The organism is Amygdalobacter nucleatus (assembly GCF_029167365.1).
Lineage (GTDB): Bacteria > Bacillota > Clostridia > Saccharofermentanales > Fastidiosipilaceae > Amygdalobacter > Amygdalobacter nucleatus.
The window spans coordinates 284,293-298,531 of record NZ_JARFNM010000001.1; the positions used below are offsets into that span (position 1 = coordinate 284,293).

Annotated in this window: 16 protein-coding genes, 1 other RNA gene and 1 pseudogene; 8 read left to right on the top strand and 10 right to left on the bottom strand. The window is 40.2% G+C overall.

Going from position 1 to position 14,239, the window contains the following annotated elements; all coding sequences use genetic code 11:
- Window positions 1–62 precede the first annotated feature (62 nt).
- Together PYS62_RS01320 and PYS62_RS01325 are read right to left on the bottom strand one after the other, a co-directional pair.
- Window positions 63–653: pseudogene (locus tag PYS62_RS01320) on the bottom strand (glycoside hydrolase family 2 TIM barrel-domain containing protein); the annotation flags it as partial.
- Window positions 596–1,504, bottom strand: a complete 909-nt coding sequence (locus PYS62_RS01325) for a sugar-binding domain-containing protein (RefSeq protein ID WP_315574117.1) — start codon at window positions 1,502–1,504, stop codon at window positions 596–598. The gene PYS62_RS01325 and the pseudogene PYS62_RS01320, both read right to left, overlap by 58 nt.
- Before the next feature lie 317 nt (window positions 1,505–1,821).
- Between PYS62_RS01325 and PYS62_RS01330 the strand changes: the two genes are divergently transcribed.
- Window positions 1,822–2,397, top strand: coding sequence for a hypothetical protein (locus PYS62_RS01330; protein WP_066714135.1), 576 nt, complete (start codon window positions 1,822–1,824; stop codon window positions 2,395–2,397).
- Window positions 2,398–2,590: 193 nt separating this feature from the next.
- The gene (locus PYS62_RS01335) at window positions 2,591–3,163 is read left to right on the top strand and encodes a hypothetical protein (protein ID WP_066714134.1); all 573 of its coding nucleotides are present in this window, start codon (window positions 2,591–2,593) and stop codon (window positions 3,161–3,163) included.
- A 42-nt stretch (window positions 3,164–3,205) separates the two neighbouring features.
- Here the strand turns inward: PYS62_RS01335 and PYS62_RS01340 are convergent, their stop codons facing one another.
- Genes PYS62_RS01340 through PYS62_RS01355 form a run of 4 tightly spaced genes read right to left on the bottom strand, consistent with a single transcriptional unit; the run spans window position 3,206 to window position 7,086 of the window.
- Entirely contained in the window at window positions 3,206–4,282 is a 1,077-nt protein-coding gene (locus PYS62_RS01340; RefSeq protein WP_066714132.1) for an ABC transporter substrate-binding protein, read from the bottom strand.
- Window positions 4,275–5,171: an ABC transporter permease gene (locus PYS62_RS01345; RefSeq protein ID WP_082714330.1), complete on the bottom strand. Its 897-nt coding sequence runs from the start codon at window positions 5,169–5,171 to the stop codon at window positions 4,275–4,277. The genes PYS62_RS01340 and PYS62_RS01345 overlap by 8 nt, the downstream gene beginning before the upstream one ends.
- Before the next feature lie 6 nt (window positions 5,172–5,177).
- A complete protein-coding gene (locus PYS62_RS01350; protein WP_066714130.1) occupies window positions 5,178–5,972 on the bottom strand; it encodes an ABC transporter permease in 795 nt (264 codons plus the stop codon).
- A 25-nt stretch (window positions 5,973–5,997) separates the two neighbouring features.
- Window positions 5,998–7,086 carry an ABC transporter ATP-binding protein gene (locus PYS62_RS01355; protein WP_066714124.1) on the bottom strand — a complete coding sequence of 363 codons (1,089 nt, stop codon included), beginning with the start codon at window positions 7,084–7,086 and terminating at the stop codon, window positions 5,998–6,000.
- A gap of 574 nt (window positions 7,087–7,660) precedes the next feature.
- Here PYS62_RS01355 and PYS62_RS01360 point away from each other — a divergent pair.
- The 6 genes from PYS62_RS01360 to PYS62_RS01385 all read left to right on the top strand — a co-directional run bounded on the left by PYS62_RS01360 (window position 7,661) and on the right by PYS62_RS01385 (window position 10,544).
- Entirely contained in the window at window positions 7,661–7,876 is a 216-nt protein-coding gene (locus tag PYS62_RS01360; RefSeq protein WP_315574118.1) for a hypothetical protein, read from the top strand.
- A 12-nt stretch (window positions 7,877–7,888) separates the two neighbouring features.
- Window positions 7,889–8,242 carry a hypothetical protein gene (locus PYS62_RS01365; RefSeq protein WP_066714119.1) on the top strand — a complete coding sequence of 118 codons (354 nt, stop codon included), beginning with the start codon at window positions 7,889–7,891 and terminating at the stop codon, window positions 8,240–8,242.
- 96 nt (window positions 8,243–8,338) lie between these two features.
- On the top strand, window positions 8,339–9,607 hold the full coding sequence (locus PYS62_RS01370) for an MATE family efflux transporter (RefSeq protein WP_066714118.1): 1,269 nt from the start codon (window positions 8,339–8,341) through the stop codon (window positions 9,605–9,607).
- 4 nt (window positions 9,608–9,611) lie between these two features.
- Window positions 9,612–9,875, top strand: a complete 264-nt coding sequence (locus tag PYS62_RS01375) for a hypothetical protein (protein WP_066714117.1) — start codon at window positions 9,612–9,614, stop codon at window positions 9,873–9,875.
- Window positions 9,876–9,946: 71 nt separating this feature from the next.
- On the top strand, window positions 9,947–10,186 hold the full coding sequence (locus tag PYS62_RS01380) for an RNA-binding S4 domain-containing protein (protein WP_066714115.1): 240 nt from the start codon (window positions 9,947–9,949) through the stop codon (window positions 10,184–10,186).
- 10 nt (window positions 10,187–10,196) lie between these two features.
- A complete protein-coding gene (locus PYS62_RS01385; RefSeq protein ID WP_066714113.1) occupies window positions 10,197–10,544 on the top strand; it encodes an FtsB family cell division protein in 348 nt (115 codons plus the stop codon).
- A gap of 113 nt (window positions 10,545–10,657) precedes the next feature.
- Here the strand turns inward: PYS62_RS01385 and recR are convergent, their stop codons facing one another.
- The 4 genes from recR to ffs all read right to left on the bottom strand — a co-directional run bounded on the left by recR (window position 10,658) and on the right by ffs (window position 14,111).
- Window positions 10,658–11,257 (bottom strand): recombination mediator RecR, encoded by a 600-nt coding sequence (gene recR / locus PYS62_RS01390; RefSeq protein WP_066714112.1) that lies wholly within the window; start codon window positions 11,255–11,257, stop codon window positions 10,658–10,660.
- The gene (locus PYS62_RS01395) at window positions 11,257–11,607 is read right to left on the bottom strand and encodes a YbaB/EbfC family nucleoid-associated protein (protein ID WP_066714108.1); all 351 of its coding nucleotides are present in this window, start codon (window positions 11,605–11,607) and stop codon (window positions 11,257–11,259) included. The genes recR and PYS62_RS01395 overlap by 1 nt, the downstream gene beginning before the upstream one ends.
- Before the next feature lie 33 nt (window positions 11,608–11,640).
- Window positions 11,641–13,929, bottom strand: coding sequence for a DNA polymerase III subunit gamma/tau (dnaX, locus tag PYS62_RS01400; protein WP_315574119.1), 2,289 nt, complete (start codon window positions 13,927–13,929; stop codon window positions 11,641–11,643).
- A gap of 84 nt (window positions 13,930–14,013) precedes the next feature.
- Window positions 14,014–14,111, bottom strand: an RNA gene (gene ffs / locus PYS62_RS01405) — signal recognition particle sRNA small type.
- Between the last annotated feature and the right edge of the window lie 128 nt (window positions 14,112–14,239).

Consider the following 14,239-nt stretch of genomic DNA (forward strand, 5'->3'; position numbering starts at 1 on the left):
GGATACTTTTGTTCCCAGGCTTTAAGTTCGTTACGGAGGGCTTGTTTGGCTGCTTCCAAATCGCCTGAGTTCAGGTACCAACCATAATAGCGGTTTAGGCAGATGACATCAGCGAGATCTGAGCATTTGTCTGTTTCTGGTAGGGAGAGTAAGAAGTTGGTTTGCGTGAGTGGACGTTTATCTGGATCTAAGGAATGAGCGAGTTTGAATAGTGGCTCATAGTAAGCGTGAGCTCCCTCAGCGTACTGGGCAGATTCATTCGCTATTGACCACATGACGATGCAGGCATGGTTCTTACCTCGTTGAATCATTTCTGTAATAACCTGTTCATGTGCAGATTTAGTTTCAAATGTGCTGAAAGTGTTGTCGGAGATGCCTTTTATGATGATATTGTCTAAGTTGTTGACATTAAAATTGAAGCCAGCCATGACGCCTACTCCGCTTGTTTCGCCAATGACTACAATTACCGGCTTGGTCGCAGAGCCTGAGCATTTCTTACGAATAAGAAGAGTGGGAGCTTCTTAAGGAGTTAGCGCCCATTTTTTCATAAGCTCAATATCTAGAACATTGTATGCTTCGTTTAAGCCACGGCCGTTCACATAGCTATCTTCATGTTTGCCGAAGCCTTTGAAGTGGAAAGGTTTATTGTTGATTTTGAATTGGCCGTTTGCACTTTAACGCTACGAATTCCATATGGCTCAGTATAGCTATCTACTAGCTGCCCAGATTTATATAAATTGACTTCTAGCTGGTAGAGATAGGCATTGAGTGGTTGCCAGAGTTTAACTTGCTCTAAGTCTAAATTGGCCGTTTGTAAAGCATTAGGACTAGATTTAGCTGCTGTATAGCTAGCTTCTTCTTTGTCGTTAGCATCTAAGAGCCGATAGCTAATTTCGGCAAAGTTACCGCTTGTTTCAACAGTTACATGGACAGTGGCTGTTTGCTTAGTAAAGTTAATATCTGAGTTTAGGCTTATATTGCCAATGTGGGTTTTGGGCCTAGTGTAAATTTTGACAGGGCGATGCAAGCCTGCATAGTTGAAAAAGTCGAAGTTTTCATCGACATGGTGCTGGATATGACCATTAGTATCTTTAGTTTGACTGTAGTTGCCGACAGGTAAGCAACTATGGTCAAGCAGGTTATTCAGGCGAACCTGGAGGAGGTTTGGACCAATTTTGACTTTATCTTGAATTTCTACTTCAAAGGGTGTGAAGCTTCCTTTATGCTGGCAAATTTCTTCACCATTTAGGTAGACCCAAGCATTGTGGGTAGCGGAGCCAAAGCGTAGGAAAATTTGCTCACTTTTTAGGTAGCTGGGGATTTGGGATCTTCGTTCATACCAAAAATAGCCAGCATGCCGTCTGATTTTGTCATAAGGAAATTGGTCGTTAAATGAGGCAGGGACAGCAATATTTAAAGGGTTCTGAAGTGCTTGGACGGCTTGTATGGAGCCATCTTCAGAGTCGATTGCAAATTGCCAAAGGCCTGACAAGTCTATGACCAAACGGGTTTCTGTGTTTTATGGATATAACATATATGTCTCACTTTCAAGCTGCTAAAGGGTGTATAAGCCTGATTGCTTATATAAATTATCTATTTATTTAATTATAGGGTGAATTAGCAACGAATGTCTAACCACAATTACTTTGTATAGCATAATTGTGGGTTTACAAGTGTTAGAGCCACTATGCATAGTGTATAAAGTAGCAAATAGAAAATTGTTGAGAGTAGAGAAATGGTGCGTTAATAACGATGATTTTGTTGATTTAGGGTAATTGGTATTATAGATTGAACATAATTTAGAAGGGGAGGCAATATGAAATGCGTAGAAACATTCGAATTCTAGGTTGTATTTGTCTTGGGCTTATAGGAATTTTCTTGCTGTATAAATTGTTAGCACCTAAGAAATTGACGTGGAAGGATTTCCCACGCTTTAATGGCTACACACCACAGAAGGTGCTGTTAATTAACGGAGATAAATATGAGCTACCTGTTTTTAAGAATTCAGATTTTAAGGATTCAGATGCACGATTGACAACAAGAAATCCAAAAACTGTTAATGAAACGATTACTGTGCAGGCAGATACAGCACGAACAGATTGGGAAATTGTTTTGTCAGATGGTTCACTTATCCTTAACTGGGACTTTCCCAATAAACAAGAAGGTGTTAAGTCTAGCAAAGCAAGAAAAGAGTATCTGGCTCCCATGGATTCCAAAATAAAAGGTGCTGAGCCACGTGTACTAATATACAACATAAGCTTAGTTGAAGCGAAAGACACAGTGTTGCATTTTTACTACTATAACTGTAGTGAACAAGAGAAACCTATAACAGAACGGCATGCGAACTACCACTTACAAATAGAACTGAAATTTAAGGAAACAGAAGCAACAGCCTAAGTGTAAAAGGAGCGGCGAGGATTAGCTCACCGCTCTGATTATTTAGACTTTTGATTCATTATGCACAACACATAAGTTATCAAATGAAAATTGTTGAGAGTAGAGAAATGGTGCGTTAATAACGATGATTTTGTTGATTTAGGGTAATTGGTATTATAGATTGAACATAATTTAGAAGGGGAGGCAATATGAAATGCGTAGGAACATTCGAATTTTAGGTTGCATTTGCCTTGGGCTTATAGGAATTTTCTTGCTGTATAAATTGTTAACACCTAAGAAGCAGTTAAATTGGCGAGATTTTCCTTGTTATAAAAATGGCATTCCTGAAAATGGCGTACTTTTAATAAATGGTAAGAAATATGCATTGCCTGTTTTCATAGATTCAAATTCACATACACAATTATGCCCGAGAAATCTGAAAACAGTTGATGAAACACTGACCGTACATGCTGACTCTGTATGCACGGATTGGGAGATTGTTTTGAATGATTCTTCTCTAGTTTTTAACTGGGACTTTCCCAATAAACAAGAAGGTGTTAAGTCTAGCAAAGCAAGAAAAGAGTATCTGGCTCCCATGGATTCCAAAATAAAAGGTGCTGAGCCACGTGTACTGATATACAACATAAGCTTAGTTGAAGCAAAAGATACGACGTTACATTTCTACTACTACAACTGTAGTGAACAGGAGAAACCTATAACAGAGCGGCATGCCAACTACCACTTACAAATAGAACTGAAATTTAAAGATACAAAAGCAACAGTTTAGGCAACAAAGGAGCGGCGAGGATTAGCTCACCGCTCCTTTTTACTATTGATTCTTCACATCCTGCATATATTCATCATAGACAGCTTGCCATTTGCCAATGTAGCGGAAGTTTTCTAATTTCTCTAACTTGCTCAAAGGTGGATAAGCATTAGTATCAGTTTGGACTTCCTCAGGTAAGAGCTTCCTAGCTGCGTCTGATGGAATAGCATAGCCGACTTTTTCAGCGTTAAGTGCCATGTTTTCCGGTTTTAGCATGAAGTTGATAAAGGCATGAGCTGCTTCAATATTATTGGCATTTTTGGGAATGCACATTGCATCTGTCCAGATATTAGAATTATCAGGAATGAAATAGCGTAATTTAGGATTTTCAGAAATTGCATCGAGGGCATCGCCAGAATAAAGGACAGCTAAGGCACATTCTTCGTTGATCATATGGTCTTTGGCTTGGTCGACCAAATAGGCATAGACTAAAGGAAATTGGCGCGTGAGGTCTTGCTTGGCAAGCTCAAGTTCGTCTAAATTAGTGCTGTTAGCACTGAAACCGTGCTGGCGGAGGGCAATTAACATGTTGTCACGCGAAGAATCAAGCATGATGATATTGCCCTTATATTTTTCGTTGAATAAAATATCCCAACCTGTGACAGGGTCACTAACTAAATCGGGATTGTACAGAATACCCACAGTTCCCCAGAAAAAAGGCACAGAATATTGGTTACCCGGATCGTAAGTAGCTTTGGTAAATTCAGGATTGATGTATTTGGCGTTAGGCAATAAGTCGTAGTTTAGGGGCTTAAGTAGATCTTCCTTAATAAGTCGTTCAATCATGTAGTCAGAAGGCACGATTACATCGTATTTGTTAGAAGAATTAGTCAATTTAACATAGAGATCCTCATTGGTGTTGAAGGTTTCATAGACGACTTTGATCTTAGTTTCTTGTTCGAATTTTGTTAAAAGTTCAGGTGCAAGATAAGACCCCCAGTTGTAGACGAAAATACGGTTTTCAAACGCTGCTTTGTTGTTTGTTTTAGTGAAGCTGGAACAGGCACTTAAACCTAAAAGCAGGCTTAAAGTTAGGCTAACTAAGCTGATGAATTTTTTAGATAGTGAGAATTTAGGCATTTTTTACCTCCGTATCCAAAGTGTTGGCCTGACTGTCTGTCATATCAGGATCAATCAATGCTAACTCATCGCTAGCCAATTTGCTGGCATCTTTCTTTAGAGAAGTGCGGTAGTTAATGATAATGAGGAGTGCCAATGTCATGATGAACATGATGGTTGATAGGGCATTAATTACAGGATTGATGCCGCGCTTAGTCATTGAGAAAACATGGGTAGAAACAGTGTTCACGCCGTTACCAGTTGTGAAGAAAGAAATAACGAAATCGTCGATTGAGAGCGTGAAAGCAAGGAGGGCTGCTTGCAAAATAGCTGGCTGAATTTGCGGAATAATTACTTTGTAGACACATTGTGAAGGGGTAGCGCCTAAGTCTAAGGCAGCTTCTGGTAAAGATCTTTCCATCTTATTCAAACTCGGCATAATTGAGAGGAGCACGTAGGGAATTAAGAATATAACATGGGCCAAAGTTAAGGAAAATAGGCCAAGTTGGAGCTTGAATAGGCGGAAGATAACCATGAGCGAGATAGCCGTGACAATATCGGGATTAAGGATGGGGATTTGGTTGAAAGCCATGATCAGGCGGCGCTCTTTGTGGTGCATATAGTAGAGCCCGATAGCTGCAAAGGTACCTAACAGAGTTGCAATAACAGTTGCTACGCAAGCGATTAGAAGTGTGTTAGTCAGCGAAGATATGATAGTTGAGTCGAAGAACAATTCTTTGTACCAACGCAGTGAAAAACCAGTCCAGTGACCACGGGCTTTCGAGGAGTTAAACGAGAAAATAATCAGGATGAAAATTGGCAAGTACAAGAAAAGAAAGACTAAGCCGAGATAGGAACCAGCTAAGATTTTTTTGCCTAGATTATTGGATTTATAGAGCTTGTTTTGCATCTTAAGTTAAGCGCCCTCCTCTTGATCAAAGATTAAGGAAATTAGGATAAAGAGCATGAGGATTAAAGCGATAGCCGATCCATAATGCCAGTTGCCAATCACGGTAAATTGTTGTTCGATCATGTTGCCGATGAGATTCGTTTTGTTACCACCCAATAAAGCTGTGATTTCAAAAGTTGAAATAGCAGGAATAAAAACCATGCTGATGCCACTTACGATGCCAGGCCAGGACAAAGGTAAAATAACACGCTGGAAAACTTGTTTGGGGCTGGCGCCCAAATCAGAAGCAGCTTCAATATAGCTTTGTTGAATTTCAGACAGAATCGTGTAGATTGGTAAGACCATGAACGGTAAAAAGTTGTAAACCATACCTAGAATGATAGCTGTTTCGGTATAGAGCAAATCGACACGTGCTAGGCCTAGATAACTTAGTAAAGCATTTAAGATACCGTTCCTGGAGAGTAAAGTTACCCAAGCATAGGTCCTCAATAGAAAATTCATCCACATTGGAATGATGATTAACAGAGTGACGGTAGTTTTGTATTTTAGGGGCAATTTGGCCATGATATAAGCCAAAGGGTAGCCTAATAAAAGACATATCAGTGTACAAATAAAGGAGCACTTAATAGAGTTGAACAGGGGCTTCAAGTTGGCAGCTTGCAAAAATTTAGTAAAATTAGCCAGACTGAAGACCTGAACATCATTGGTGAAGGCAAAATAAAAAATCGCCAACAAAGGTGAGATGATAAAGGCAAACAACCATAGTTTATAAGGATAGGCAAAACGACGAAATTTATCCATTCTCAAGTCCCTCTAAAAAGCTAGCTTAGGCCATAGCTTGTGCATTTAGTTCGCCAGAATTAGGACCAAGAATGTCCTTCGAATGATGCATAATTTGTAAGTTAAATGGCGCAAAACTGATGCCCACTTGCTGATTAAGCGGAAAGTTAAGCGTATTATGAGCTTTGAAGGTAAAGCAAGGGGTTTGGATCATCAACTCGTAGTGAACACCTTTGAATAGAGATGAAATGACCGTGCCAACGAGCTGCCCTTGACTTGGATTAGAGCTAATTTCAATATCCTCTGGGCGAATGACTATATCCACCTTTTCATTTGGCTTAAAGCCATGGTCAACACAAGGAAAATCCTGTTTGCAAAAATGAACCAGGTAGTCGTTTGGCATCACTCCGTCCAAAATATTAGATTCACCGATAAATCTAGCGACGAAACGATTGCAAGGCTCATTGTAGATGTCAGTTGGCGAGCCAATTTGCTGAATTTTGCCATCATGCATGACCACGATGCGATCAGACATGGTGAGCGCTTCTTCTTGGTCGTGGGTGACATAGATAAAAGTGATGCCAGCAATTCTTTGAATGCGCTTCAATTCAATTTGCATGTCTTTGCGTAGGCGCAAATCCAAAGCTGCAAGTGGCTCATCTAAGAGCAAAACTTCTGGCTCATTGACCAAAGCTCTAGCGATGGCAATGCGCTGTTGCTGACCACCGGAAAGGGTTTTAACTGAACGCTTAGCAAAGCCTTTTAGGTTGACTAGTTCCAACATTTCATTGACTTTTTGGGCAATAATGTTAGTTGGAGTGTGCTTCAATTTAAGCCCGAATGCGATGTTGTCATAAACATTTAGGTGTGGAAAGAGCGCATAACGCTGAAAAACTGTATTAAATGGTCGTTTGTATGGCGGGAGTGCGTTTATATTTTTGTCATAAAAAAGCACATCGCCTTGATCTGGCTGGACAAAGCCTGCAATGATACGAAGTGTTGTTGTTTTACCGCAACCAGATGGGCCAAGCAATGTCAAAAACTCGTCTTCTTCAACTGTCAAATTTAAGTTGTCCAGAACCTTTTGACCATCAAATGCTGTACTGATCCCACGAAGTTCAATTTGTGTTGCCATCAAAGAGCCCCCCATAAGTCATAAAATAAATTGGTACAGCTTGTCAGTTAGCTGACAAAACAGTGTATCTTTAATGATAAGATATATTAGAAAAAGACGCAAATTTTCGACGTGCATCACGTAAAATGCTTGCGAAAAGATGTCGTACAACAAGCTGGCTGTTTTAGCGCTATGTCTGGTAAAGCTAGCGGTGCTGTTTTGTGCAGATATTACAAACTGAATATGAGGAATTGGACATTTGCCTGAAAATTTTAGAGTGTGTCATGAATGGGTGAAAAAAATATTGATAATGGTTTTTCAATAGTTTATGATGAAATCATAACTTGTACAGGTTATTAATGAACTACATGAAAATAACAACATTTAAACAGATTGTTGGTATGTATGAAAGGAGTAAAATTATGAAAAAATATTAGCAATTATATTGGGTTTGATTGTAACGCTGAGTGTCAATACATTAGCCTACAAAGACTATTACGGTGATATTAAACCGAGAGCATATATGTGGGAGCTTACTTATTATGGAACCTGTCGGGGACATGGAATTCATTACACATATAGTTATGAAGCTCCTATGGGAAATCCAATTGTAAAGACTGAGAGAAGACTTGTAATAGGTGGATATGACCCATATTTTGACGAATTTCAAAATCCTATTGTAGTTTATCGGTATATTGATACAGAAGGCGACATAGTAACACCTTATTGGGATTATGCTGAAAATAAATCTAAATTGAGACGTAATGAAGGATATGATGGTCCTTGTCCAGCATCAACGAATTGGGAATAAGGAGAATGGTTTATGTACAAGCGTATATTAGCTATATTATTTGCAATTTTCTCACTTGCAGCTTGTTCTAAGTCTAAAGACCTTAGAATTGTTAAACATTATCTCACGACAGATTGGGATACAAAACGTTATGTGATTGAAGGAGAAGTTCAGAATAACGGCAAAGAGACTAGGGAAAATGTGACAATCAGCTATGAATTAAAAATGAAAGATGGCAAAAAGTATGCTGTCGGCGAAGTTGTAATTCCCAAACTTAACGCTAATGCTGATATTAAAGAGTTCAGGCTTGATATTCAGGACAAAGTTAAGGATATTAAGGACTTTACATTAACCGAGGTTGAAACTTTTTACGGTGAAATTAAGTAAATAGTAGATAAAGTGATAACGATGTGGCAGCTTAGGCTGCCATTTTTTTTGAAGGGTGGATTTGTGTTAATTTCGGCCGTGCCTTAAAATTTGAGCATGATTAATGCAAATGTAACAACACAAACTCAGAAACGCCAACAGACTTTAGAGAGTACAATTCTATTGCTCTGTTTATTAGGCTTTAATTATCTGTTCAGTTTTGCCTGGCAGGCGTATTTGACTAGGGTGCTTGGGGCAGATGTTTACGGGCATGTCTTTTTTTTCGATAAGTTGTTGCTCTGCTTCGCTTATGTGTTTGATTTAGGTTATTTCATTGTGGGGGCGAATGCTTGGCAGACTGGTGGACGAACTAGGAATTTAACGTTTAATGCAATTATCAAGTTGAAATTACTGACAGCTAGCGTGAGTTTGCTTGTTTTAGTTTACGTTGAGAAGTGCTATTTACGACCAGTATCGCCACTTTATAGTCGCTTGGTTTATGCTTTTTTTGTGGCCTTAGTTTTAGAAAAATTGGTGCCTGATTTTGCCTATCGGGCAGATAATCGCGTGCCTTATCTTTTAATCTGTAACTTATGTAGCCGTGTGAGCTTGTTTGGCCTATTAATTATATTTGTAAAGATGGACAAAGATTATGCGTTGATCCCTTGCATTTATGCCATAGCAGCTTGCTTGTTATTGGGCTTATTGTTTTACGATTTACTAAAACGCCGCAAGTTAAGCTATGCGCCTACTAAGTGGGTGCAACTCGGCCAAGTTTTTCAAGCTAGTTTCAGTTTAGCAGGCGCCAAATTAGCTAATTGCTGCTTTAATTGTTTAACAGTTTTGGCTCTGCAACATATGGCAGCGAAAAGCAAGGCTTTAAGCTATTTTATCTTGTTGGACTTATTATTTGTGACAGGGCGTAAGGTGTTAAATTTGCTAGGCGATTCATTTTATTTGCACTTACATAAGACCGCTGATTATAAATGGTATTACAAGGTGGCAGCAGTCTTTGCTACTTTGATGCTTTTCTGTCTGGCTATATTTTATTGGCAGGCGAAATTATGCCTAAGCATTTTGTTCGGCGCTGAATTTGCCGAAGCTTACACTTATTTGCGCATATTCTTAATAGCTGCTTTGCCAGCTTGTTTGTCGGCGCTTTTAGCTTACCCGCTTTTAGCTGCTAGAGGTCAGCTCAAGTGGACGAATTATGCGTTTTTCTTGGGGACAGCTTTTTATGCGCTTAAAATTTGTCAGCTTATTTTGACCGCTAAACTTAATATGTCTAGCCTATTATTAGTTTATACATTGAGTGTCTATGTTGAACTTGGCGTAAATTGTTTGGCACTTTTGGCGTATAATAGGCAGAATAAGAAGGTGGGGTAAGGAGATGAAGCTTGAATTTTATCTTTATCGTGGCAAAATTTTGCTGAATGATGATGTGGAAGAATGTTTGGATTACAAGTTGAGTTTTTCTGAGCGCCTGGCCACTTGCTTGACTAACTTTTGCCAAAAATATGATTTAGATACACCAATTTGGATGAGTAGCAATACCAAAGAACTGGCAGCTTTTCATTTGACAACGTTTAGTGAAGAACATTTTATGAAGAAACCATTTTTTGACCGCTTGGTGTTGAAATTTGTCGAGGATTGATCAGAAAGATTGCTTAGCGAACGTAAAATAAGTAAACTAGCGAGTAGTGATGCAGAATTTGGGAGAGAAACGTGCGAATTGATAAATTCTTGAAATTAGCGAGAATCATTAAGCGCCGGACGGTGGCTAATGAAATGTGTGATGCAGGCCGTGTTAGCTTGAATGGCCGCGTCTGTAAGGCCTCGGCTGAGATTAATGTCGGTGATGAGATAAGTTTGCGCTTTGGTACGGGCGAGGTTAAGTTTAGAATTAAGGCGATTAAAGACGTGGTGCGCAAGGAGGAAGCTTACGATTTGTACGAGCAAATTTAGGCAAATTTAGATGCGGAGATATAGACGACCGAAAGCTTTACTCAAGAACCATTTAAGTTGGCAGGATTTAGCTAATCAAGGCTATGGCTCGCTCTTTTGGCTGATTATTATTGTGGTGACGATCTTAGCGCTGGTATTAGTGGGAGCTTTGCATTTCAAACAACGTGATGAATATCTTGCCAATGCTGCTATCAGTGCTGATTTGCAGGCGCAATATAATCGTTTGCAACAGGATGAGAAAGAGCTTGAACGGCGTGAGTTAAATGCTAATTCCAAAGACTTCATTGAACAGATGGCTAGGGGAGAATTGAATATGGTTCGCCCAGGCGATAAGGTGTATGTCGAGAGGGATAATTGATTTTTGGCAGCTTTAATTGGTTATTTTAGGCTTTATTTGTTAAATCAAGTGAAGCAAGGTAGAAAAAGAGGACGCATATGGTCCTCTTTTTTGTTGACATGATTCTAAAAGCGTTAGATGGATTGGCGGTTGCTGATAGCCTGAGCCAACGTGATTTCGTCGGCGTATTCGAGGCTAGAGCCAACAGGGATGCCGTGTGCCATTTGGCTGATTTTGATACCACTTGGCTGGAGCAAGCGAGCAATATACAAAGCTGTAGCTTCCCCCTCCATAGTTGTGTTGTTAGCCAGAATGATTTCCTCTACTTCTGTTTGCTGCAAGAGACGATTAAATAATTCTTTCAGGTGAATATCGTCCGCGCTTATGTTGTGGAGCGGCGAAATTGAACCGTGCAGAACATGGTACAAGCCGTGATATTCGTTAGTTTTCTCAATGGCTAGAACATCGCTGGCACTTTCAACAATACAGATAGTGCTTCTGTCACGCTTAGGATCTTCGCAGAGGGAACAGGGCGAACTTTCAGTGAAGTTACAACAGAGCTCACAGAGCTTAATCTCTTTACAGGCAGCTTCCAAAGCTTCGGCAATTTCTAAGCCTAGTTCACGATGCTGAGCTAGGAGATAAAAGACCAGACGGTGGGCTGTTTTTTGGCCGATGCCTGGCAATTTACTCAAAGCTTTAACAGCGTTATTGATAGTCAAAGCCTCTTGCATTAGAACATTTTTCCTAATCTATCTAAGCCAGGAATGGCAGATGTTAATTTAGCTGTTTCGTCGTCCACTTGCTTAAACACACCATTAACAGCTGTAATAATTAAATCGCTTAGCATTTCAGGATCACTGGGATCGATTGTTTCTGGACTAATGGTGAGGGACGTAATTTGCTTTTCACCGTTACATTTAATTGTGACAGCCCCACCGCCGACAGAATAATCGAATTCTTTTTGGGCAAGATTAGCTTGTTGTTGCTGTAACATTTGCATCTGTTGCTGAGCTTGCTTCAACATTTGATTCATATTAAAAGATGAGCCACCCATCATTGGGGAACGAAATTTGTTAGCCATAATAACCTCTTTGACAAAAATTGTCTTTTTATATTACCACTCAGATTGAACATCTGCTTGCTTTTCTTCTATATCAAAACTAAGTTGTTCAGCGTTGGCATATTCGCGCAACTTTTTCAGCCACTCAGGCTCGCTGTTTGCTAATTGCTTTAATTGCTTCGGCTTAATGATATTGCCAAGTTCATCGGTGCTGACAACTTGTAGCTTGTATTGCTTGCTGTTGGTTACCTTCTCTAAAGCTGCCTGCAAAGCTTGCATGGCAACGTCAGATTCGGTAATTTGCATATGCTCTTTTTCTTGCTGGCTGAATAGCACATAGATGATATTGCCCTCTTGCTCTAGAGGTCGTAAGCTAATTAAGAAGCTTAAGGCAATTTGCTTATCCGCTTGCAAAGCCTGTACTAATTTGTCTGACAAAGTATGTAAGTCGAGCATTTCTGGTGCTTGCTTAGCTTTAGTTAAATTAGGCGCGGATGCTACTTCTTCTGTTTGCGCTAATTCTTTGCCATCAGCTATTTGCTCAACGGTATTTTCAGCCGTATTTTCAACCGTGCTTTCAACTGTATCTTCAACCGTTCCTTCAACCGTTCCTTCAACCGTTCCTTCAACCGTTCCTTCAACCGTATCGTCGGCTGCTTGCGAATTAGCTGGCGGTTCTGGAAATAACGTAGCTTGAGCTTCGTTTATACCAGCTTCTGATTCAGATTTAGCTGAGTTAGCTGGAATTTCAGCCTGAGTAGGACAGCCTAATTTAGCGTCGTCAGCTTGGCATTTATTTTCTTCTAGATTGTCAGTTTGTGCTTCAGCTGAGCTAGCAGTGCTTGGAATTGTTGTTTGTTGACTAGCTTGTGGAGCGTCTTTTTGCTCTGCCATATTTTCAATTGGCGACACACTTTCATAGCTTGGCACATTTTGGACAGCTGATACGCTTTTTGCAACAGGTACGCTTTCGGTACCAGAAGCGCTTTCCGTAAGAGCTTCACTTGTGGTAACAGGCTCGTTTTCAGTAAACGGTGCATTTTTAGTAACAAGTTCACTCTCAGCGCCAGACGCGTATTCTCTGGTAGGGACATCTTCAACTACTGGCTCTTTAGTCTTAGCAGGTACAGCTTGTTCTAGCTTAGCTTCAACTGTTTTTTTTACTTGCGGACTAGCATAGGTACTTGCTACAAGCTTTTCGGAACTAGGCCAAGCACTTGCTTGAGCATTAACATTTGGTGTTTTCAAAAGGGACAAAAGCCCAATCTCTAAGCTCAAACGAGCTTGCGCACTGTAACGTAGATTGCTTATTAACTGTTGCAAAGCTTGAATTTGGGCTAAGCAATAGTCGGCGTTGACGTTTGTCGCCAAACTTTCCAGAGCTGTGAGTAAGTCAGGTTCTAAGCCTAAAAAACTATGATCGTTGTTGACGCCGCTTAGTACGACTAGCAAAAGTTGACGATAACTATAGGCTAAATCTTCCAAAAAACGTGTGTAATCTAAGCCGCGTAGAGCTAAGTCATTGATAAGTTCTGTCAACTTCAAAACATCACGAGCTAAAATGGCCTGCAAACAACTTATAACAAAATGACGATCAGATTTGCCGAGTAATTTTTCTAGTTGGCTTAAGGTCAAAGTTGAACTTAATCCCACGCTGATGCGACATTGATCAAGTAGGGAAATAGCATCACGCATGCTGCCATCGGCTAATTTGATAATAGTTTGGAGGCAGGCAGGCTCAATATCTAAATTTAAGCTCTTAGCAATTTCTGTTAGATGTTCTGCTACTTCTTCATTGGCTAAGCGTTGAAAATTGTAACGCTGACAACGTGAGAGGATAGTAGCAGGGATTTTCTCTGGCTCAGTTGTGGCCAAGATAAAGACAACATGTTGTGGCGGTTCTTCCAATGTCTTTAGGAGGGCATTGAAAGCACTTACTGATAACATATGCACTTCATCGATGATATAGACCTTGTACCTAGCTAAAGCAGGGAGAAAGGGCACTTCTTCAATGAGCCGCCTGATGTTATCGACGCTGTTGTTGGAAGCAGCATCCATCTCTATGACGTCCATAACTTGATCTTCCAAGATAGCTTGGCAAACAGAACATTGGTTGCAAGGATTGCCATTTTCAGGCTTTAAGCAGTTAATCGCACGGCTGAAAATTTTGGCTAGAGAGGTTTTACCTGTGCCACGAGTGCCGGCAAATAAGTAGGCATGTGAAATTTCTCCATTGATGACAGCTTGGCGCAGAGTGCTGGTGATAGCGGTTTGACCGCAGACTTCGTTAAAATTTTTCGGCCGCCATTTACGATAAAGAGCCTGATGTTCATCTTGCTGCATGCATTCACCTCAGAGAAAAATTAACCCCTTCAAAATAGGGAGCATTGCTTATACCTTTAATTATAGCAAAATCCCTTCGGTTAAGTTGTTTAGACTGATCTACGGCACATCATCATCAACTTAGTGCTGCTTCCTTCCGGACCTGACACGGTTCACTGACTAAGATTGCGTAGGGCCCAAACAACTCGACCCAAGGGATCTATAAAGTTAGTATAACATATAAAGCTGCCTCATACCACTTAGATACAAGGCAGCAAATCTAGTTCATGCAGTCTAACTCAGCTTGGCAGTGCAAACCCAGGCCAAGCTA